The 18,328-nt window shown below is 71.5% G+C and carries 21 protein-coding genes; 7 read left to right on the top strand and 14 right to left on the bottom strand.

The window, feature by feature from the left end:
* From AC5677_RS35315 to AC5677_RS35335, 5 genes are all read left to right on the top strand, one after another.
* Positions 1-312, top strand: coding sequence for an urease subunit beta (locus tag AC5677_RS35315; RefSeq protein WP_030064635.1), 312 nt, complete (start codon positions 1-3; stop codon positions 310-312).
* Positions 305-2,026 (top strand): urease subunit alpha, encoded by a 1,722-nt coding sequence (locus AC5677_RS35320; protein WP_497191964.1) that lies wholly within the window; start codon positions 305-307, stop codon positions 2,024-2,026. The genes AC5677_RS35315 and AC5677_RS35320 overlap by 8 nt, the downstream gene beginning before the upstream one ends.
* A 108-nt stretch (positions 2,027-2,134) precedes the next feature.
* Positions 2,135-2,809: an urease accessory protein UreF gene (locus AC5677_RS35325; protein ID WP_497191965.1), complete on the top strand. Its 675-nt coding sequence runs from the start codon at positions 2,135-2,137 to the stop codon at positions 2,807-2,809.
* A gap of 62 nt (positions 2,810-2,871) precedes the next feature.
* Positions 2,872-3,567: an urease accessory protein UreG gene (gene ureG / locus AC5677_RS35330; RefSeq protein ID WP_497191966.1), complete on the top strand. Its 696-nt coding sequence runs from the start codon at positions 2,872-2,874 to the stop codon at positions 3,565-3,567.
* Positions 3,564-4,394, top strand: coding sequence for an urease accessory protein UreD (locus AC5677_RS35335; protein WP_497191967.1), 831 nt, complete (start codon positions 3,564-3,566; stop codon positions 4,392-4,394). The genes ureG and AC5677_RS35335 overlap by 4 nt, the downstream gene beginning before the upstream one ends.
* Here AC5677_RS35335 and AC5677_RS35340 read toward each other — a convergent pair.
* The 4 genes from AC5677_RS35340 to AC5677_RS35355 all read right to left on the bottom strand — a co-directional run bounded on the left by AC5677_RS35340 (position 4,371) and on the right by AC5677_RS35355 (position 6,534).
* Positions 4,371-4,745 carry a roadblock/LC7 domain-containing protein gene (locus tag AC5677_RS35340; protein ID WP_497191968.1) on the bottom strand — a complete coding sequence of 125 codons (375 nt, stop codon included), beginning with the start codon at positions 4,743-4,745 and terminating at the stop codon, positions 4,371-4,373. The genes AC5677_RS35335 and AC5677_RS35340 overlap by 24 nt on opposite strands.
* A 26-nt stretch (positions 4,746-4,771) precedes the next feature.
* Positions 4,772-5,179 carry a roadblock/LC7 domain-containing protein gene (locus tag AC5677_RS35345; protein WP_497191969.1) on the bottom strand — a complete coding sequence of 136 codons (408 nt, stop codon included), beginning with the start codon at positions 5,177-5,179 and terminating at the stop codon, positions 4,772-4,774.
* 85 nt (positions 5,180-5,264) lie between these two features.
* Positions 5,265-6,140 carry a hypothetical protein gene (locus tag AC5677_RS35350; RefSeq protein WP_497191970.1) on the bottom strand — a complete coding sequence of 292 codons (876 nt, stop codon included), beginning with the start codon at positions 6,138-6,140 and terminating at the stop codon, positions 5,265-5,267.
* 10 nt (positions 6,141-6,150) lie between these two features.
* The gene (locus AC5677_RS35355; protein WP_497191971.1) at positions 6,151-6,534 is read right to left on the bottom strand and encodes a roadblock/LC7 domain-containing protein; all 384 of its coding nucleotides are present in this window, start codon (positions 6,532-6,534) and stop codon (positions 6,151-6,153) included.
* Between the two features lie 687 nt (positions 6,535-7,221).
* On the opposite strand from AC5677_RS35355, the gene AC5677_RS35360 reads away from it, so the two are divergent.
* The gene (locus tag AC5677_RS35360) at positions 7,222-8,859 is read left to right on the top strand and encodes an alpha/beta hydrolase (protein ID WP_497191972.1); all 1,638 of its coding nucleotides are present in this window, start codon (positions 7,222-7,224) and stop codon (positions 8,857-8,859) included.
* Between the two features lie 73 nt (positions 8,860-8,932).
* On the opposite strand, the gene AC5677_RS35365 is transcribed toward AC5677_RS35360, so the two are convergent.
* The 5 genes from AC5677_RS35365 to AC5677_RS35385 all read right to left on the bottom strand — a co-directional run bounded on the left by AC5677_RS35365 (position 8,933) and on the right by AC5677_RS35385 (position 13,047).
* A complete protein-coding gene (locus AC5677_RS35365) occupies positions 8,933-9,781 on the bottom strand; it encodes a TIGR02452 family protein (RefSeq protein ID WP_497196874.1) in 849 nt (282 codons plus the stop codon).
* A 148-nt stretch (positions 9,782-9,929) separates the two neighbouring features.
* Entirely contained in the window at positions 9,930-10,976 is a 1,047-nt protein-coding gene (locus tag AC5677_RS35370) for an NAD-dependent epimerase/dehydratase family protein (protein ID WP_497191973.1), read from the bottom strand.
* Positions 10,977-11,176: 200 nt separating this feature from the next.
* Positions 11,177-11,929, bottom strand: a complete 753-nt coding sequence (locus AC5677_RS35375) for a lysophospholipid acyltransferase family protein (RefSeq protein ID WP_497191974.1) — start codon at positions 11,927-11,929, stop codon at positions 11,177-11,179.
* 72 nt (positions 11,930-12,001) lie between these two features.
* A complete protein-coding gene (locus AC5677_RS35380) occupies positions 12,002-12,574 on the bottom strand; it encodes a dihydrofolate reductase family protein (RefSeq protein WP_497191975.1) in 573 nt (190 codons plus the stop codon).
* 38 nt (positions 12,575-12,612) lie between these two features.
* Positions 12,613-13,047, bottom strand: coding sequence for an SMI1/KNR4 family protein (locus AC5677_RS35385; protein WP_497191976.1), 435 nt, complete (start codon positions 13,045-13,047; stop codon positions 12,613-12,615).
* Positions 13,048-13,300: 253 nt separating this feature from the next.
* Here AC5677_RS35385 and AC5677_RS35390 point away from each other — a divergent pair, with 253 nt between their 5' ends.
* Positions 13,301-13,708 carry an SSI family serine proteinase inhibitor gene (locus AC5677_RS35390; protein WP_497191977.1) on the top strand — a complete coding sequence of 136 codons (408 nt, stop codon included), beginning with the start codon at positions 13,301-13,303 and terminating at the stop codon, positions 13,706-13,708.
* A gap of 24 nt (positions 13,709-13,732) precedes the next feature.
* Here the strand turns inward: AC5677_RS35390 and AC5677_RS35395 are convergent, their stop codons facing one another.
* The 5 genes from AC5677_RS35395 to AC5677_RS35415 all read right to left on the bottom strand — a co-directional run bounded on the left by AC5677_RS35395 (position 13,733) and on the right by AC5677_RS35415 (position 18,256).
* Positions 13,733-13,891, bottom strand: coding sequence for a hypothetical protein (locus AC5677_RS35395; RefSeq protein ID WP_497191978.1), 159 nt, complete (start codon positions 13,889-13,891; stop codon positions 13,733-13,735).
* 100 nt (positions 13,892-13,991) lie between these two features.
* Positions 13,992-14,951, bottom strand: a complete 960-nt coding sequence (locus tag AC5677_RS35400) for a cytochrome c oxidase assembly protein (protein ID WP_497191979.1) — start codon at positions 14,949-14,951, stop codon at positions 13,992-13,994.
* Positions 14,952-15,080: 129 nt separating this feature from the next.
* Positions 15,081-16,106 carry a 6-phosphofructokinase gene (locus AC5677_RS35405; protein WP_497191980.1) on the bottom strand — a complete coding sequence of 342 codons (1,026 nt, stop codon included), beginning with the start codon at positions 16,104-16,106 and terminating at the stop codon, positions 15,081-15,083.
* Between the two features lie 144 nt (positions 16,107-16,250).
* Positions 16,251-16,979, bottom strand: coding sequence for a type 1 glutamine amidotransferase (locus AC5677_RS35410; RefSeq protein WP_497191981.1), 729 nt, complete (start codon positions 16,977-16,979; stop codon positions 16,251-16,253).
* Between the two features lie 38 nt (positions 16,980-17,017).
* A complete protein-coding gene (locus AC5677_RS35415) occupies positions 17,018-18,256 on the bottom strand; it encodes a DUF1727 domain-containing protein (RefSeq protein WP_497191982.1) in 1,239 nt (412 codons plus the stop codon).
* Between the last annotated feature and the right edge of the window lie 72 nt (positions 18,257-18,328).

The following is an 18,328-nucleotide window of genomic DNA, read 5'->3' on the forward strand; positions in this document are numbered from 1 at the left end:
ATGATCCCGGGACAGATCCTCTACGCCGACGAGCCGGTGCGCCTCAACGAAGGCCTCCCCCTCACGCGCATGACCGTCCTCAACGCCGCCGACCGCCCCGTCCAGGTCGGCTCCCACTACCACTTCGCCGAGGCCAATCCCGGCCTCGACTTCGACCGCGCGGCCGCGCACGGCATGCGGCTGAACGTCGCGGCCGGCTCCGCCGTGCGCTTTGAACCCGGCATCCCCACCGAGGTCGAGCTCGTCCCCATCGCGGGCAAGCGGATCGTCGCCGGGCTGCGCGGCGAGACCGGAGGCACCCTCGATGGCTGAGCTGACGCGCCAGGCGTACGCCGATCTCTTCGGCCCGACCGCCGGCGACCGGATCCGGCTCGCCGACACCGACCTGGTCATCGAGATCACCGAGGACCGCTCCGGCGGGCCCGGCCGGGCCGGCGACGAGGCCGTTTTCGGCGGCGGCAAGGTCATCCGCGAGTCCATGGGCCAGTCGCGCGCCACCCGCGCCGAGGGCACCCCCGACACGGTGATCACCGGCGCGGTCGTGCTCGACCACTGGGGCATCGTCAAGGCCGACGTCGGCATACGGGACGGGAAGATCACCGCGCTCGGCAAGGCCGGCAACCCCGACACCATGGACGGCGTCCACCCCGACCTCGTCATCGGCCCCGAGACCGAGGTCATCGCGGGCAACGGCAAGATCCTCACCGCCGGCGCCATCGACACCCACGTCCACTTCATCTGCCCCCAGCAGGTGGACGAGGCGCTGGCCTCCGGCGTCACCACCCTCGTCGGCGGCGGCACCGGGCCCGCCGAAGGAAGCAAGGCCACCACCATCACGCCCGGCGCCTGGCACGTTGCCCGGATGTTCGAGTCGATGGACTCCCTCCCCGTCAACGTCGGACTGCTCGGCAAGGGCAACACCACCTCCCTCGCCTCGATGCGCGACCAGCTGCGGGCCGGCATCCTCGGCTTCAAGATCCACGAGGACTGGGGCGCCACGCCCGCCGTCCTCGACGCCTGTCTGCGCGTCTGCGAGGAGAGCGGCGCCCAGCTCGCGATCCACACCGACACCCTGAACGAGGCCGGCTTCCTCGGCGACACCCTCGCCGCCATCGCAGGCCGCTCGATCCACGCGTTCCACGTCGAAGGCGCCGGCGGCGGCCACGCCCCCGACATGATCGCGATGGTCTCCGAGCCGAACGTGCTGCCCGCGTCCACCAACCCCACGCGGCCGCACACCGTCAACACCGTCGAGGAACACCTCGACATGCTGATGGTCTGCCACCACCTCAACCCCGCCGTCCCCGAGGACCTCGCCTTCGCCGAGTCCCGGATCCGGCCCTCCACCATCGCGGCCGAGGACATCCTGCACGACCTCGGCGCCATCTCGATCATGTCGTCCGACGCCCAGGCCATGGGCCGCATCGGCGAGGTCGTGATGCGTACGTGGCAGACCGCGCACGTCATGAAGCGGCGCCGGGGCAGCCTCCTCGGGGACGGCAGCGCCGACAACCACCGCGCCCGCCGCTATGTCGCGAAGTACACCATCAACGCGGCCCTCGCCCAGGGCATCGACCACGTCGTCGGCTCGGTCGAGGAGGGCAAGCTCGCCGACCTCGTCCTGTGGGACCCGGCGTTCTTCGGCGTCAAGCCGCAGCTGGTCATCAAGGGCGGCCAGATCGCCTATGCGCAGATGGGCGACGCCAACGCGTCGATCCCCACCCCGCAGCCGATCCTGCCCCGCCCGATGTTCGGCGCCATCGGCAGGGCCCCGGGCAGCAACTCCGTCAACTTCGTCTCCCAGCAGGCCCTCGAGGACGATCTCCCCGAGCGCCTCCCGCTGTCCAAGGCGTACGAGGCCATCCGCTCCACCCGCGGCGTCACCAAGGCAGACATGCGCAACAACGACGCACTGCCCCGTGTCCACGTCGATCCCGACACCTTCACGGTGACCATCGACGGAGAGGTGGTCGAACCCGACCCCGCCGTCGAACTCCCCATGGCCCAGCGGTACTTCCTCTTCTGAGCGGATCCATGAACACCCCGGAACACCACCGATGAGCGAGCGTAGCGAGCGAATCATTCAAAGGTGCGCGCTGAGCGAATGCGAAGCCGAGCGAAGCGAGGTGTCGGCATGAGCCGCGCCGCGCTGCTCGTCCTCGCCGACGGCCGGTTCCCGGCCGGCGGGCACGCCCACTCGGGCGGCGCCGAACCGGCGGTCACCGCCGGGCGCATCAAGGACGCCGCCACCCTGGAGAGCTTCTGCCGGGGCCGGCTGCACACGGCCGGTCTGGTCGCCGCGGGGCTCGCCGCCGCGGCCGCGGCCGGCTGCGACCCGCTCCTCCTGGACGACGCCGCCGACGCCCGTACGCCCGTACCGGCGCTGCGCCAGGTCGCCCGGCGGCTCGGCCGCCAGATGATGCGGGCCGCCCGCGCCACCTGGCCCGGCCCCGAACTCGACGCGCTCGCCGCGGCGCGCCCACGCGGCGCCCACCAGCCCGTCGTCCTCGGCCTCGCCGCCCGGTCCGCGGGCCTGGACCCGCTCGATGCCGCCTACGCCATCGCGTACGAGAACATCAGCGGCCCGGCCACCGCCGCGGTCCGTCTGCTGAGCCTGGACCCCTTCGACGCCACCGCCGTCCTCGCCCGCCTCGCCGCCGACCTCGACCAGGTCGCGCAGCGGGGCGCCGAGGCGGCGGCCCGGGTCGCCACCGAGGGAGTCGACGCGCTGCCCGCCGCGTCCGCGCCGCTGCTCGACATCACCGCCGAACAGCACGCCGCCTGGCCGGTACGCCTCTTCGCGTCCTGACCCCGCCAACCCCCCGACCACCGAGCCGCACCCCCGCGGCTCCTGAACCACCGGAGTCCCTCGTGCACCTCGACCACAAGGACACCTTCCCCGAGCGGCACACCTACAGTGCCGCCGACCCCGTACGCCCGGACGGTCGGCGGCGCGCCCTGCGCATCGGCCTCGGCGGGCCGGTCGGCACCGGCAAGACCGCCACCGTCGCCGCGCTGTGCCGCGCGCTGCGCGACGAGCTGTCCATCGCCGTCGTCACCAACGACATCTACACCCGCGAGGACGCCGAATTCCTGCTCCGCGAGGCCGTGCTGCCCCCCGAGCGCATCGCGGCGGTCGAGACCGGTGCCTGCCCGCACACCGCCATCCGCGACGACATCTCCGCCAACCTGGAGGCCGTGGAGGACCTGGAGGAGGCGGTCGGCCCGCTGGATCTGGTGCTGGTCGAGTCCGGCGGCGACAACCTCACCGCCACCTTCTCCAAGGGCCTGGTCGACGCCCAGATCTTCGTCATCGACGTCGCGGGCGGCGACGACATCCCCCGTAAGGGCGGCCCCGGCGTCACCACCGCCGATCTGCTGGTCGTCAACAAGACCGACCTCGCGCCGTACGTGGGCGTCGACCTCGAGGGCATGGCTCGCGACGCCAAGGCGCAGCGCGGCGAACTCCCCGTCGCCTTCACCGCGCTGAAGTCGGAGAACGGCGTCCGGCCGGTGTCCGACTGGGTCCGTCAGCAGCTGGCGCACTGGACCGCGGGCGCCGCATGAGCCTCGCCGTCCCCGCCCCCGCCCGCCCGCAGACCGGCCCCTCGGCGGCCGGCCTGCGGGCCACCGCCCGGATCATCGCCCGTGCCGACGCCGGGGGAGGCACCACCCGCCTCCCGGTCCTCGACGGCGACGGCCCGATCGCGCTGCGCCGGATCCGCTCGGCCGCCCATCAGGCCCGGGTCTGTGTCGTCGGTGCGATGAGCGCCCCGCTCGGCGGCGACCGGCTGGGCATCGAGGCGGTGGCCGAGGAAGGCGCGGGCCTGCACATCACGGCCGCCGCGGCCACCGTCGCGCTCCCGGGGCGGGACGGCGATCACGCCGCGTACGACGTGCGGCTGACGGTGGCCGACGGCGCCCGTCTGGACTGGCTGCCGGAACCACTGATCTCCGCCGAGAGCAGCGATCTCCGGATGACCACCACCGTCGAACTCGCCCCCACCGCCCGCCTCGTCCTGCGCGAAGAGCAGGTCCTGGGCCGCAGCGGCGAACGGCCCGGCACGCTCCGCAGCCGCCTCACGGTCCGTCGCGCGGGCCGCACGCTCCTGGACCAGGAGACGGCCTACGGGCCGGGCGTACCCGGCTGGGACACCGCGGCCGTCCTGGACGGTCACCGCGCCATCGGCCAACTTCTGGTGATCGGGCCCGAGTGGGACGACAAGCCCGTCGACGTACAGCTCTTGGGGGACGCGGCCGGCGGCACCGGCCAGGGTGTTCTCGCCCCGCTCGCCGGCCCCGCGGCCCTGGTCACGGCCGTCGCCCCGGACGCGCTGCGGCTGCGGCGCCTCCTGGACGAGGCCGCCCGCTCACACCTCCAGCTCGGCCTCTAGCCGGGCCAGGCGATGGCGCGCCAGCGCCAGATTGGCGCGCTTGCGGTCCAGCACCAGGTAGAGGAAGAGTCCGGCACCGTTCTTTCCCGTCACCGGACGGATCAGGTGGTACTGCGAGGTCAGTGTGATGAGCATGTCCTCGATGGCGCCCTGGAGTTCCAGCATTTCCATGGTGCGCAGCTTGGCGCGTACCACATCGGTATTGCCGGCCGCGGCGACATTGAGGTCCAGCGCATTGTTGTCGCCGAGCGTGGCGAGTGCCATTCCGCTGGTGTAGTCGACAAGGGCGACGCCGATGGCGCCCTCGATGCTTGCCATCGCATCGGTGAGGGCGGCTTCCATTTGTGCCATGGGAAATACAGACCTTTCGCGGTGTGTCAGCTGTTGTTCTTCGGTGCGCGCAGGGGCGCCTGGGCGGAGTTGTCCATCAGGGTGCCGATGCGCGCGGCCGTCCGGCGGGCCTGCAGATGCAGCCGGCCCACATTGGTGTCCGGGCCCGCCACGGCCGTCAGGACGGCACGGCTGCCGGCCGAATAGGCCGCGATATAGCCGCCGGTGCCCCGCGTGAGGGATTCCTCGAATGCGCCCTGCCCGGTCGCCTCGGTCAGTCGTTTGGCGACACCGATGGCCGCCGCGGTGAGCGCGGCGAGGCCGTCCGGTTCGATATCCCGCAGATCATGGGCGATGACCATGCCGTCGGCACTGGCCACCATTCCGCCCTGCAGATGCCGGACCTGATCGCGCAGGGCGAGCAGTTCCTCCCGTACATCGGGTTCAATCGTCATGAGTCTCCTGGTTCTTCGGGTCCTTCTCTTCGCGGCACGCTTTCCGAGTACGTGCCTCATGGCCGGATTTCGCGTGGGTGAGGGGTCACAGGTTTTCCTCCAGCGCCGTACGCAGTCGGACAAGGAGGGCAATATCCGGATCGGGGGTCTCGAGCAGGTCCGGAACCGGTAGTTGCCAGGTCGGCGAGGGGTCTTCCGCCGCGGGTCCGGTCCGGCCTTCCGCACGGGCTCCGGGGCGCCGTCTGGGCAACGCCGCCGCTGCTCCGGGCATCCGGACGAGTCCGGCCGCGGCGAGGCGGCGGATGTCGAGCAGCGTCACAAAGGCGGACTGGCCCAGCGCGCGGGCGAGTTCGTACGGGGTGTGCCGGCCGTCCGCGCGCTCCAGCAGCCGGCGTTGCCTGGCGGTGGGGGAGTGGCGGCCCGCCGGGCTCGCCGCGACGACGGGGACGACGGGGACGACGGGGACGACGGGTACGGCATCGACCGCCGCCCAGGGGGCCAGCCGGTCGAGCAGCGCCCGGCGGCGGGCCGTCGCCTGTAGGAGAGCGGCGGCGCTGATCCGCCGTACGACGCCCAGCCAGTGCGCGCTGCCCGGTGTGAACGAGGTGGTCTCCGGCGGCAGTGGCAGCGCGAAGAACGCGGCGTCCAGGAGCGCGCCCAGGTGACAGATCTCCAGCTCGCTCTGGGTCAACCACCCTTCGTTGACGAGGAATTGGCCGCCCTGATGCGCCGGACCCGCCGTTTCGAGGGCATGCTGCCAGCCGTCCGCGGGCAGTCGCCCGGTGGCGCTGAGCCGGGCATCGAGACCGGGTGCCGTGGCGCCCTCGACGCAGTAGATGGCGCCGTCCCGAAGATAGAAGCAGCCGTTCGGGCCGCGCAGGGCGCCGGTGACGCGTTCCGCGGCGAACCGGTCGAGCAGTCCGCCGGACGCTGTCGGGCGGGGCGATATGGGGACGGTCATGTCGGCGTCGTCAGGCCGCGACCAGCTCCGTGGCCAGATCGCGCAGCCGTAACCGGGCGATGGCCAGATTGGCCTGCCCGCGGTCCAGCCAGAGGTGGAGATAGGTCTGACTGTCGAAGGCCGTGTGCACGAACCTTATGAGGTGGTAGCTGCCCGCGGCCGTGATGATGAGGTCCTCCAGCTCCGGACCGGCGCCGCGCCCGCTGTCGAAGGTGGCGCTGCGCACCACCGCCTGCACCACTTCGGCGGTGTCCGCGGCGGCCGCTTCATGATCATCGTGCGGTGCGCGCCCGGCCGTACCGAGGGTCAGCCCACTGGTCCAGTCGATCAACCCGGCACCCAGAACGCCGGGGATCCCCATCGCTTGGGCCAACACCTGATCGATACCGGGCACTTCAGATCTCCTCCTGGACGGCTCGTACGGGCCGTGCAAAGCGAAAACGTCGAGGCTCCCCCTCGTGGCAGTGTGTGGGAGAGCCTGTACGGAAGGTTACTGAAACCGGTGGGTCCGGCACATGCCTCCAGGACATGTGACCGGCAATTGACGTGTTCTCGCCCCCCGACGGCCCGTTGTCTGCGGCCATGTGCCCATTGCTGAATGCCTGTTGACTGCGGTCCGGTGCCCGGTGCCGGTTGGCTGCACCTCTGGTGCCTGGTGCCGGTTGGCTGCTGCCTGCGTCTTGCCGCCTGCGCCCTGGTGTCCGGAGCTTGTTGTCCGGGGCTTGTTGTCCGGGACCGTGATGTTCGGATCCCTTGCCGGGACCGCAGGCCGTGCTGTCCGCCCCGACGTTGAGGATGCTGAGGGCGTGCGGGGATCCGGCTCACCGAACGCGTCTCCGAGGCCGAGCGGGGGTGGCCGGAAGCCGCCGCCGCACCGCCGGGCCGAGCGGGCCGACGGCCGCGCCCGAGGTCCCCGAGGCGCTCGGCCCGAGTCCGCCGACAACCCCGTTAATCCTACGGATTGGTAAAGAAACCGTGGTCAAACCTGTTCAGGAAGGGACAGGAGACGACAGGATCCCTCTGTAGCAGCTCTGTGATCACCGTCGCCACAAGCGACGCACCATGCAGGGGGATCCACCACGTGAGACGAACAGCAGCGCTCGGCGCTGCCGGCACTCTGGTGACCGGCACGCTCATTGCAGGCGCGATAGCCGCCACGCCCGCCAGCGCGGGCGAAACCCACCAGTCCGCCTCGGCCGAAGCGCGCGGAGTCCAGACCGCCGCCGCGCGCGCCGCCAAGGAGGGCATCGACTGGAAGGACTGCCCCGCCGACTGGGGTCTGAAGACCCCCATCCAGTGTGGCTATGTCACCGTCCCGGTCGACTACGCCAAGCCCAACGGCCGTACGATCAAGATCGCCGTCGACCGGGCCGTCAGCACCGGCAGCAAGGAGGAGCGGCAGGGCTCCCTCGTCTACAACCCCGGTGGCCCCGGCGGCTCGGGAATGAGGTTCCCGGCCCGCATCACCACCAAGAACCCGCTGTGGGCCAAGACGGCCAAGGCCTATGACTTCGTGGGCTTCGACCCGCGTGGTGTCGGCCACTCCGCGGCGATCTCCTGCATGGACCCGCAGGAGTTCGTCAAGGCCCCCAAGGCCGACCCGGTGCCCGACAGCGAGGCCGACAAGCTCGCCCAGCGCAAGCTCGCCAAGGAGTACGCCGACGGCTGCGCCGAGCGCAGCGGCGGCCTCCTGCCGTACATGACGACGGCGAACACCGCCCGCGACCTGGACGTGATCCGCGCCGCGCTCGGCGACAAGAAGCTCAACTACCTGGGCGTCTCCTACGGCACCTATCTCGGCGCCGTCTACGGGACGCTCTTCCCGGACCACGTCCGCCGGATGCTCGTCGACAGCGTCGTCAACCCCTCCCGCGAGAAGGTCTGGTACCAGGCCAACCTCGACCAGGACGTGGCCTTCGAGACGCGCTGGGGCGACTGGAAGAAGTGGGTCGCCAAGAACGACGCGACCTACCACCTCGGCGACACCCCGGAGAAGGTCCAGGCGGCCTGGGAGAAGCTGCGCGCGACCGCCAAGAAGAAGCCGATCGGCGGCCTCGTCGGCCCCGCCGAGCTCACCGGCTTCTTCCAGAACGCGCCGTACTACGACTCCATGTGGGCCACGGTCGCCCAGGTCTGGAGCGACTACGCGGCCGGCAACGAGAAGCCGCTGCTCGAGAACGCCGCGCCGAACATGAAGGACACGGCGGGCAATATCGCCTCCGAGAACGGCAATGCCGTCTACACGGCCGTCGAGTGCACCGACACCAAGTGGCCCACCAGCTGGAAGAAGTGGGACCGCGACAACACCCGCATCCACCAGCAGGCGCCGTTCATGACCTGGTCCAACGCCTGGATGAACCTGCCCTGCGCCACCTGGCCGGTCAAGCAGCAGACCCCGGTCGACGTGAAGACCGGCAAGGGTCTGCCCAGCGTGCTGATCGTGCAGAGCACCCGTGACGCGGCCACGCCGTACGACGGCGCGGTCGAGCTGCACAAGCGCTTCGCGGGCTCCCGCCTGATCACCGAGCGGGACGCCGGATCTCACGGTGTCACTGGACAGGTCAACCCCTGCATCAACGACCGGGTCGACGCCTACTTCGTCGACGGCAAGATCGATGCCGAGGACGTGACGTGCGCGCCGCACGCCACGCCGCAGCCGGCCAAGCAGACGGCGAAGGCCACCACGAAGGGCGCCTCCGACCTGCCGGTCGCTCCCTGACACGTTCTCTGTCCTCACATCATGGAGAACACCGCGGGCGGCCGGGCAGTTGCCCGGCCGCCCGTGCCGCGTCTCACGCCGTGAAGACCGCCTCGAACGCCGCCCTGGTAGGCGAATCCTCCCGCCGGTCCAGCACGGCGAACACCACCCGGTCGAACCATCCGGCGAACCGCCCGGAGCCCAGCAGATGCGCCGCGAACGCCCGCGCCACATCGGCCGGTTCATTACGGAACACCCCGCACCCCCACGCACCGAGCACCAGCTGACCGTGCCGTCCCGCCGCCGCGACCTCCAGCACCCGTTCCGCGCGGGCCGTCAGCGCCTCCGCCACCCGGCCCGCCTCGGCCGGCCGCTGCCGCGCGATGACCCCCGCATTCGGCGCCGCCGCCGTCAAGAATGACGCCTCGTACGGCACTTCCAGCAGCGCACCCCGGTCGTCCCGGAACACCGGCACACCGGGGGAGAGGATGACCCGGTCGCTGTAGAACGGGCTCGGCTCGGCCCGGTGCGCGGCGTAGAAGTCCGGCGCCTGGCGCACACACGTGTACAGCGCCGACCCTCGGCACAGCGCCTCCTCCTGCGCCTGCGCGCCGTTGAGATAGCCGCCACCGGGATTGCGCGCCGACGCGAAGTTCAGCACCGCGAGCGGCCCGCCGCCCGCCTCGGCCAGCCGTCGGCCCGCCGTGAGACTGCCTTCCCCCGTCACCTCGAACGCCGTCCGTACGCCCGTGGTCCGGTCCGTCCGCTCGCCCGTCCCCGAGCCCTCCACGGCGACCGGCCCCGGCCCGTACAACCGGGTCCCCGCCCGCGCCCGCTCGACCGCCGCCGCGATCTCCACCAGCCGTCCACCAGGCGCGCGGTACGCACCCGCCGCGACGATGCGCTCCGTCTCCTGCGCCATCCCGCGCAGCCGGGCGCTCATCGTCGGCACCCCCGTATCCGATTCCTCATGACGGTCAAGATACGGGGCGGCGGCGCGGCCCACGACGGAATATCCGCCCGCTCGTCGCCCGACCACCGCCCCCACCGGAGGCGCTGCGCGCCGCACCTCTTGAGCCGTCACCCGGCCCTTACGCGCGCCGCCCGGCCAGCCACCGGTCCTCCGCCGCATAGCCGAACAACGTCGCGCCCGAGTGCCTGGCCAGCAGCGGGAACAGCTCCCGCCAGTCCCGCCCCCGCACCCGATCGGCCAACCAGCCCACCGTCCCCGGGAGCGACTCCGCGTAACCGGTCACCGGGCGATAGCCCAACTCCCGTTCCGCCGCCGCCATGTCGTACACCACCGGCTCCGGAAGCGACCACGGCGTATCGCCGACATCCGCCGCCGGCGGCGCCCCTTCCACCGTCACGATCTCGCTCGCCGGCGCGCCCATCGCCGCATCCACCGCCACCGCGATCTCCGCCACCGTCGGGGCCTGCGGGTCCCCCGCATTGAGCACCCGCGCCCCCGGCCGACGCGCCGCCAGCCGCACCATCTCGGCCAGGTTGTCCACATGCACCGGATGAAAGCGGCAGCGTCCGCCGTACGCCAGCACCCGCACCCGGCGGCCGTCCAGCACCCGCTTGACGAAGTGCAGCTCGCGCGGCAGCGGACTGTACGGGCCGTGAATCGCGCCCGCCCGCAGCAGGGTCACCGGCAGCCGCGAGCCCTGCGCCAGCAGCGCCCGCTCCAGCGCCACCTTCCGCGCCCCGTAATCCCCCTCACCCGGAGCCACCGTCCGCTGAGACTCCGGAATCGGCACCGGATAGACCGGAGCCCCCTCCGGCTCGTCCAGCGTCGCGAAACCCCGCCCCCGCGCGTCCTCGTACACCGCCCCGCTGGAGATCACCACGGCCGATCCGATACGGTCCGCCAGCCCTGCCAACTGCCGTGCGTGCTCCGCCCCGTACGCCACACAGTCCAGCAGTACATCGCAGCCCTCGCCGATCAGTCCGGCCAGCGCCGCGTCGTCCTCGCGGTCCACCGCCACCGAACGGACCTCCCCGGGCCAGGAGTCATCGCGGCCGCCGCGCCGGGAAGCCGCCCGCACCTCCCACCCGTCCCGCGCCAGGGCCCGTACCGCCGCCCGTCCGATCTGCCCGCTCGCCCCGATCACCACTGCGCTGCCCGTAGCCATGCCGGGGACCGTACGGGCCGTCCGGCGCCACCCGCAGCCGGTTCGCCCACGGCGCAAGACGGCCGGGCGCGCGAACCACTCGGCGCAAGCAGCACTCAGCTCGCGAAAGCCCCTGGCACGAAAGCCCCCGGCACGAAAGCTCAGCGCACGAAAGCTCAGCGCACGAAAGCCCAGCGCACGAAAGCCCATCGCACCAAAGCTCAGCTCCCGGCGCCGTGCCCCTTCCGTCCCTGCGCCCGTCCCTGCGCCCGCCCCTGCGTTCGCGCTTTGGCCTCCGCCTGCGCCGCGGCCTTCGCTTCGCCCGCGTAGGTGTCCACGTACTCCTGCCCGGACAGCTTCAGAATCGCGTACATGATCTCGTCCGTGACGGCCCGCAGCGCGGTGCGCTCGTCCGCCATTCCGGCATACCGCGAGAACTCCAGCGGCTCCCCGAACCGGATGGTGATCCGCATCGCCCGCGGCAGCCGACGCCCCGTCGGCTGCGCTTCGAACGTGCCGATCATCGCGCACGGCACCACCGGAACCCCCGCCCTGAGCGCCATCGCGGCCACCCCGGTACGCCCCTTGTAGAGCCGGCCGTCGTGCGACCGCGTGCCCTCGGGATAGATCCCCAGCAGCCGCCCCTTGCGGAGCACCGACAGCCCCGACGAGATCGCCGCCTGCGAGGCCCGGCCCCCCGACCGGTCGATCGGAATCTGCCCCACGCCCCGGAAGAACGCCGCGGTCAGCCGCCCCTTCAGCCCCGGCCCCGTGAAGTACTCCGCCTTGGCCAGAAACGTCACCCGCCGCGGCACGATCGCGGGCATCACAAAATGATCGGCGAACGACAGATGGTTCCCCGCGATGATCGCTGCCCCTTCCTGCGGCACATGCTCGAGCCCTTCGATCCGCGGCCGGAACACCAGCCGCAGCAAGGGCCCGAGAACGATGTACTTCAGCAGCTGGTAGAACACCCGTCGGCCTCCCCGTAGTTACCGTGCCGACGCAGAGTAGCCGCCGACCGATGAGGGCGCGAGGGGTCGGTGTCAGCGGGCGGCGGCCGCCGCCTGATAGCGGAGGAGGACGACCCCGTTGCCGAAGGGCCGGGTCTCGGCGAGACGGAGGTCGGCCCGGGTGTCCGAGGCCGGGAACAGGGGCTTGCCCCGTCCGATGAGGACCGGATGGACGTAGATGCGGTACTCGTCGATCAGCCCCTGCGCCATGAAGGCCGCGGCGAGGTCGGCGCCGCCGAGCGCGAGATCGCCGCCCGGCTGCGCCTTGAGCGCCCTGATCTCCTCGGCGTCGACCTCCCGCCTGATGACCGTGTTCCACTCGGCCCGCTCCAGGGTCCGGGAGAACACGATCTTGGGCATCTCCCGCCAGATACCGGAAAACTCGGCCATCGGCCCGGTAATTGCGGGATCGGCGTCGGCGGTCGGCCAGAACCCGGCCATCAGCTCATGGGTGACCCGTCCGTGCAGGAACGCACCCATGCCCCTGAGCTCGTCATTGAAGTGGCGGTGCAGCTCGTCGTCGACGCGATGCCAGTCGATCTGGCGCTCCGGTCCCTCGATGTATCCGTCGAGGGACACCGACATCATCAAGATGATCTTCCGCATCGCCGCCGCCTCACCGAGGTCCTCGCCGCCGTCCTCGGCTACTGATACCAGTCGTCGCCGTCCGCCGCGAGCGACCGGCCCAGATAGTCCGGCAGATCCCGCGCGACCCACCGCCGACTGTCGTCCTCGTGCTCCCACACGAAGATGTCGGCGCGCGGCGGCGTCCGTACGAAGGCGAACTGGTCGCCGCCGCCGTTGTCCCCGAAGAAGAGCAGGGCATCGAAGGGCATGTACAGGCCCGCGAAGGAGGGGTCCGACCGGAAGTGCAGGTTGTGCCGGACCAGCCGCTCCAGCGGCCAGACCGAGTCCACGCCGTACGGGCCCACGATGCCGTCGGTTTCCCGCAGCAGTTCCACCAGTTCGGGCGGCAGGGCGCAGCCCAGGCTCCGCTCGGCCGCGGACAGCGCCGCCGGATCGGCGGGCGTGCGGAATTCGGCCTCGGGGAACGCCCGGCCTGCGATGTCTCTCCACATGCGGGCAGCGTAGGCGGGCCGGGCGGCCGGGCCGTGGCCGGGATGCGCCGCCACGGGGAGGGAAGGGGCGAGGGGCAGCGTCCGGCGCCGGGGCGGTGGCGCGGCCCCGCTGCGATGCGTCCGGGGAGGGCAGTGCCGGTCCTTCCTCCGGGCGACCTCGCGGCGTGGCCGCTTGTCCACCGGCGTGTGCCGGGGTGCGCTGGCAGGCGTGGACCCGCGCTCGATCCCACCGAGCCACCCTCAGGAGAACCGCATGCCGAAGGCCCGCCGCCTGCCCCGTGCCGCCGCGCTCACCGCCGCCGTGCTCTGCGCGCTGGCCGCAGCCCCGGGCCGGCCCGCGGGCGCCGTGGAGCCGGCGCGCGACCGTGGTCTGTTCCTGACGTTGTCCGGTGCCGCCGACACCTGGATCCGCGGGGTGCAGCTCAACTGCCCGGACACCCGCGGCACCCATCCGCACGGCGCGGCCGCCTGCGCGGCGCTGGCCGAGGCGGACGGCGATTTCGACGCGCTGCCGGGGGACCCGCGCCCGTGCACCAAGCAGTACGACCCGGTGACCGTCGCGGCGACCGGAGACTGGCACGGCCGCCCGGTGGCCTGGCGGAAATCGTTCCCCAACGCCTGTGTGATGGACTCCGACACCGGGCCGGTCTTCCGCTTCTGAGGCGCCGGGGCCGGAGTTCCGCGCTCAGACCCGTCGGCCCGCCACCACGCCGACCGTCACCAGCGCCAGTACGACCCACAGGAACCAGAGCCAGCCGTTGCCTCCCAGGGCCACGGTGTAGGCGGTGGAGACCACCAGCGCGCCCACCGTGAACACGGCCATCGTCTTGGCAGATCCGGGCATACCCGCAACCTCCTCGTGGCAGCCCGGGGCATCCATGCCACGGGCCGCGGCCAGGAGACCATCGTCCCCGGCCGCGGCCCGTACCGCTAGCTGGCGTGCCTTACCGACCGCGTGCGTTCAGCGAGGCGAGATAGGCGTTGTACGCCGCCAGGTCCTTGTCGCCGTCGCGGTCCGCGGCCCGGTCCGTACGCTGCGACTGGCGCTTTTCGGACTTGTACCACTGGAAGACCAGGGCGATCAGCACCACCACGGACGGGATCTCGCTGAACGCCCAGGCGATGCCGCCGGCGGCCGACTGGTCGGACAGCGCCTCGATCCCGAGCGAGGCCGGCGGGTGCAGGAAGGTGTCGACCATCGGCTCCGACGCCATCATCAGCGCGATGCCGAAGAACGCATGGAACGGCATGCCCGCGAACAGCTCCAGCATCCGCATCACATATCCCGGCCGGTGCGGGCCCGGGTCGATGCCCATGATCGGCCAGAAGAAGACGAGTCCGACGGCGAGGAAGTGCACCATCATCCCGATGTGCCCGGCCCGGGACTCCATCAGGAAGTCGAAGAGCGGGGAGAAGTAGAGCGCGTACAGGCTCGCGATGAAGAGGGGGATGGTGAACGCGGGGTGCGTGATGATCCGCATATAGCGGCTGTGCAACAGCGCGACCAGGAGTTCCCGCGGACCCTTGCGGCCGCGCCCGGCAGCCGGCAGCGCGCGCAGCGCCAGCGTCACCGGCGCCCCGAGCAGCAGCAGGATCGGCGAGAGCATGCTGACGACCATGTGCTGCACCATGTGCACGCTGAACATCGCCATGCCGTAGTCGTTGAGCTTGGTGCACATCACCAGGGCCACCGTCACCACGCCCAGGGCCCAGGCGACGACCCGGCTCACCGGCCACTCGTCGCCCCGCCGCCGCAGCCGCAGCACCGCCCAGCCGTACAGCAGCAGCGCCAGCAGGCAGCCGACGAGAAAGAACGGATCACCGCCGAACTCGAGCCCCCGCCCCAGCGTGAACGGCGGCAGATCCATGTTCATGCCGTCCATGCCGTGCCCGCCGTGATGCATCCGCTCGCTCCTGATTCGTACCAATGCTCCGGCGACAAGACTAGAACCGCCCCCGGCCATCGCATCGGCCGGGGGCGGTTCGTACACGTCATACGGCGACGTCACACAGCAACGTCGGGCAGCAGGGGACTACAGCACGCACTCCGCCTCGTCGTACCGCTCCGCCGGCACCGTCTTCAGGCTCTCCACGGCCTCGGCCAGCGGCACCAGCGTGATGTCCGTGCCGCGCAGGGCGGTCATCATCCCGAAGTCGCCGCGGTGCGCGGCCTCGACGGCGTGCCAGCCGAAGCGCGTCGCCAGCACCCGGTCGTACGCGGTGGGCGTACCGCCGCGCTGGACATGGCCGAGAATGACCGGGCGGGCCTCCTTGCCGAGGCGGTTCTCCAGCTCGACGGACAGCTGCCGGGCGACGCCGGCGAACCGCTCATGGCCGTAGATGTCCTTGCCGCCGATGTCGAAGGACATCGACCCCTCGCGCGGCTTGGCGCCCTCGGCGACCACCACGATCGCGAACTTCTTGCCGGCGTCGAACCGCTGCGCGACCCGCGCCGTCAGCTCCTCGATGTCGAACGGCCGCTCCGGCACCACGATCGCGTGGGCACCGGCCGCCATCCCCGAATGCAGCGCGATCCAGCCGGTGTGCCGGCCCATCACCTCGACGATCATCACCCGCTGATGCGATTCGGCGGTGGTCTTGAGCCGGTCCAGCGCCTCGGTGGCGACGCCCACCGCCGTGTCGAAGCCGAAGGTCACGTCCGTGACGGCGATGTCGTTGTCGATGGTCTTGGGTACGCCGACGATCGGCAGGCCGGCGTCCGACAGCAGCCGCGCCGCCTTCAGCGTCCCCTCGCCGCCGATCGGGATGATCGCGTCCAGGCCCAGCTCGGCGACATGGCCGCGGGCCCGCTCGACGCCGTCCCGCAGATGGGCGGGCTGCACCCGCGACGACCCGAGGATGGTGCCGCCGAGCGCCAGGATGCCGCCGACGGCCTCCAGGTCGAGCTTGCGGTAATCACATTCCAGCAGGCCCTTCCAGCCGTCCATGAAGCCGATGACCTCATCGCCGTGATCGGCGGTGGCGCGGTGGACGACGGACCGGATGACGGCGTTCAGACCGGGGCAGTCGCCGCCGGAGGTGAGGACACCAATACGCATTGCTCGAAAACCCTCTGCAACTCAACCGGAGACCCGGACCCCGTCGTCCGGTTGGATCCCGCTCACCCTACAAGCGCGGGGCCCCTGGGCACACGTACGCCCGCAGTGCGGGACTGCGGGCGTACGGATGAGCGCGGGGGGCGCTCAGGCGGGCTGCGTCGCCGCGGCGATCCGCTCCTGGCGCAGCGCCTCGTACCAGCGGTCCTCCACCGGCGGCAGCGCGTTGACGTCCAGCGCCAGCTTGATCAGCAGGTCGGCGATATGCGGATTGCGGGCCATCACCGGGCCGTGCATGTAGGTGCCGAAGACGGTGTCGTTGTACGCGCCCTCGTACCCGTCGCCGACGCCGTTGCCCTTGCCGAAGCGCACCTTGGCGAACGGCCTGGCGGTCTCGCCCAGATGCGTCACACCCTGGTGGTTCTCGAAACCGGTCAGCGGCGGCAGGCCCAACTTCGGGTCGATATCGGCCAGTACGTCGCCCACGCACCGCTCGCCCTCGCCGCGGGTGCTCACCACATCCAGCAGCCCCAGGCCCTCCTGCCGCTCACCGAGGTCGTTGATGAACTCATGGCCCAGGATCTGGTAGCCGGCGCACACCGAGAAGACGATCGCGCCGTTGGAGACCGCGCGGTGCAGGCCGCCGTCGCGGATCAGCCGCTCGGCTGCCAGCCGCTGCGGCCGGTCCTCGCCGCCGCCGATCAGGTAGATGTCTCCCGACGTGGGAATCGCCTGGTCGGAGCGTACGTCCAGGCGCTGTACGTCCAGCCGGCGCTGGCGCGCCCGCCGCTCCACCACCAGCGCATTGCCCTGGTCGCCGTACGTGCTCAGCAGGTCCGGGTAGATCCACACCAGGCGCAGGCTGTTGTCACTCATGCTCGCTCGTCCTTGTTTGTCAGGTCGGTGGATCGCACTCAGTTGCCCACGCGGCGGCGCAGGTCCTGGAAGGCCGTGTAGTTGGCGATGACCTCGATCCGGCCGGGCGGCGCCATCTGCACGGCCTCGTCGATGTTGTCGCACACCTGGAAGTCGAGCCCGGCGACCTCGAGGCGCACCGCAAGGTCGAGCTTGCGGTCACCGAGCACGAAGATCGGGTGTCCGGCGAGCCGGGTGTAGTCGACGTCCCACAGCCAGGAGGTGTCGGTGCCGTCCGCGCCGCGGGCGTTCACCGACATGATCACCGGGGTCGGCGGCGGGTCGATCAGCGAGAACGTCTCCAGCCAGCCGGCCGGGTTCTTCGCCAGCAGCAGCCGCAGCTCCCGCTCCAGGAACGAGACCACGTCATAGCGGCCGGCCACCGCCTGCACGGAGTACATCCGCTCCAGGGCCACCTGCGGCGGCACCCCGAAGGCGGCCGCGACGGCGGCCGAGGTCGTGGCGTTCGCCTTGTTGGCGCGGCCCGGCAGCTGCAGCTTGATCGGCCAGGCGCTGCCGTGCGGGTCGAGGACATGATCGCCGGACAGCGCCCAGCTGGGCGTCGGCCGGCGGAAGCCGCACTCGCCGCAGAACCAGTCCTCGCCGGGCCGCTGCATCACACCGCCGCACGAGGGGCAGGACCAGGCGTCGTCCTTCCACTCCTGTCCGGCCGCGACCCACACCACATTCGCGGACGACGAGGCCGCCCAGACGATCAGCGGGTCGTCGGCGTTGGCGATGATCAGCGCCTTGGAGCCGGACAGGCCCTCGCGCCAGTGCTCGGCCAGCATCCGGGTCTCCGCCGCGCGGTCGAGCTGGTCGCGGGAGAGGTTCAGCAGCGCTATGGCCTTCGGCGTGACGTCCCGGGCCACACCGGCGAGGTACTTCTCGTCCACCTCGATGACGCCGTACTTGGCGTCCGAGCCGCCGGCCAGCGCGGAGGTGATGCCCGCCGGCATATTGGCGCCGAGCGCGTTGGAGACCACGGGGCCGCTGGCCCGCAGGGCCTCGGCGATCAGCCGCGTCGTGGTCGTCTTGCCATTGGTCGCCGACACCAGGACGACGTCCAAGTGCCGGGCCAGCCGGGCCAGCAGGTCGGGGTCGAGCTTGAGCGCCACCCGGCCACCGATCACCGATCCGCTGCCGCGGCCCGCCGCGCGCGATACCGCCGCCGCGGCCTTGCCCGCCGTCACGGCCAGCTTGGCCCGCGGCGACAGCGGCTCCGTGTTGCCTGCCATCGTCCTTGATCCTCCTTGCATCCGGCGCCCGCCTGCCGCGTGGCTGCCGGGGGAACGCCTCCTCCGCAGCCG

Source organism: Streptomyces sp. JLSY215 (assembly GCF_059682825.1).

What these genes read in the sequence shown, in the direction of transcription:
- AC5677_RS35315 (WP_030064635.1), top strand. Translation starts at nt 1, where the DNA reads ATGATCCCGGGACAGATCCTCTACGCCGACGAGCCGGTGCGCCTCAAC.
- AC5677_RS35320 (WP_497191964.1), top strand. Translation starts at nt 305, where the DNA reads ATGGCTGAGCTGACGCGCCAGGCGTACGCCGATCTCTTCGGCCCGACC.
- AC5677_RS35325 (WP_497191965.1), top strand. Translation starts at nt 2,135, where the DNA reads ATGAGCCGCGCCGCGCTGCTCGTCCTCGCCGACGGCCGGTTCCCGGCC.
- AC5677_RS35335 (WP_497191967.1), top strand. Translation starts at nt 3,564, where the DNA reads ATGAGCCTCGCCGTCCCCGCCCCCGCCCGCCCGCAGACCGGCCCCTCG.
- AC5677_RS35340 (WP_497191968.1), bottom strand. Translation starts at nt 4,745, where the DNA reads ATGGCACAAATGGAAGCCGCCCTCACCGATGCGATGGCAAGCATCGAG.
- AC5677_RS35345 (WP_497191969.1), bottom strand. Translation starts at nt 5,179, where the DNA reads ATGACGATTGAACCCGATGTACGGGAGGAACTGCTCGCCCTGCGCGAT.
- AC5677_RS35350 (WP_497191970.1), bottom strand. Translation starts at nt 6,140, where the DNA reads ATGACCGTCCCCATATCGCCCCGCCCGACAGCGTCCGGCGGACTGCTC.
- AC5677_RS35365 (WP_497196874.1), bottom strand. Translation starts at nt 9,781, where the DNA reads ATGAGCGCCCGGCTGCGCGGGATGGCGCAGGAGACGGAGCGCATCGTC.
- AC5677_RS35370 (WP_497191973.1), bottom strand. Translation starts at nt 10,976, where the DNA reads ATGGCTACGGGCAGCGCAGTGGTGATCGGGGCGAGCGGGCAGATCGGA.
- AC5677_RS35380 (WP_497191975.1), bottom strand. Translation starts at nt 12,574, where the DNA reads ATGCGGAAGATCATCTTGATGATGTCGGTGTCCCTCGACGGATACATC.
- AC5677_RS35385 (WP_497191976.1), bottom strand. Translation starts at nt 13,047, where the DNA reads ATGTGGAGAGACATCGCAGGCCGGGCGTTCCCCGAGGCCGAATTCCGC.
- AC5677_RS35390 (WP_497191977.1), top strand. Translation starts at nt 13,301, where the DNA reads ATGCCGAAGGCCCGCCGCCTGCCCCGTGCCGCCGCGCTCACCGCCGCC.
- AC5677_RS35395 (WP_497191978.1), bottom strand. Translation starts at nt 13,891, where the DNA reads ATGCCCGGATCTGCCAAGACGATGGCCGTGTTCACGGTGGGCGCGCTG.
- AC5677_RS35400 (WP_497191979.1), bottom strand. Translation starts at nt 14,951, where the DNA reads ATGCATCACGGCGGGCACGGCATGGACGGCATGAACATGGATCTGCCG.
- AC5677_RS35405 (WP_497191980.1), bottom strand. Translation starts at nt 16,106, where the DNA reads ATGCGTATTGGTGTCCTCACCTCCGGCGGCGACTGCCCCGGTCTGAAC.
- AC5677_RS35410 (WP_497191981.1), bottom strand. Translation starts at nt 16,979, where the DNA reads ATGAGTGACAACAGCCTGCGCCTGGTGTGGATCTACCCGGACCTGCTG.
- AC5677_RS35415 (WP_497191982.1), bottom strand. Translation starts at nt 18,256, where the DNA reads ATGGCAGGCAACACGGAGCCGCTGTCGCCGCGGGCCAAGCTGGCCGTG.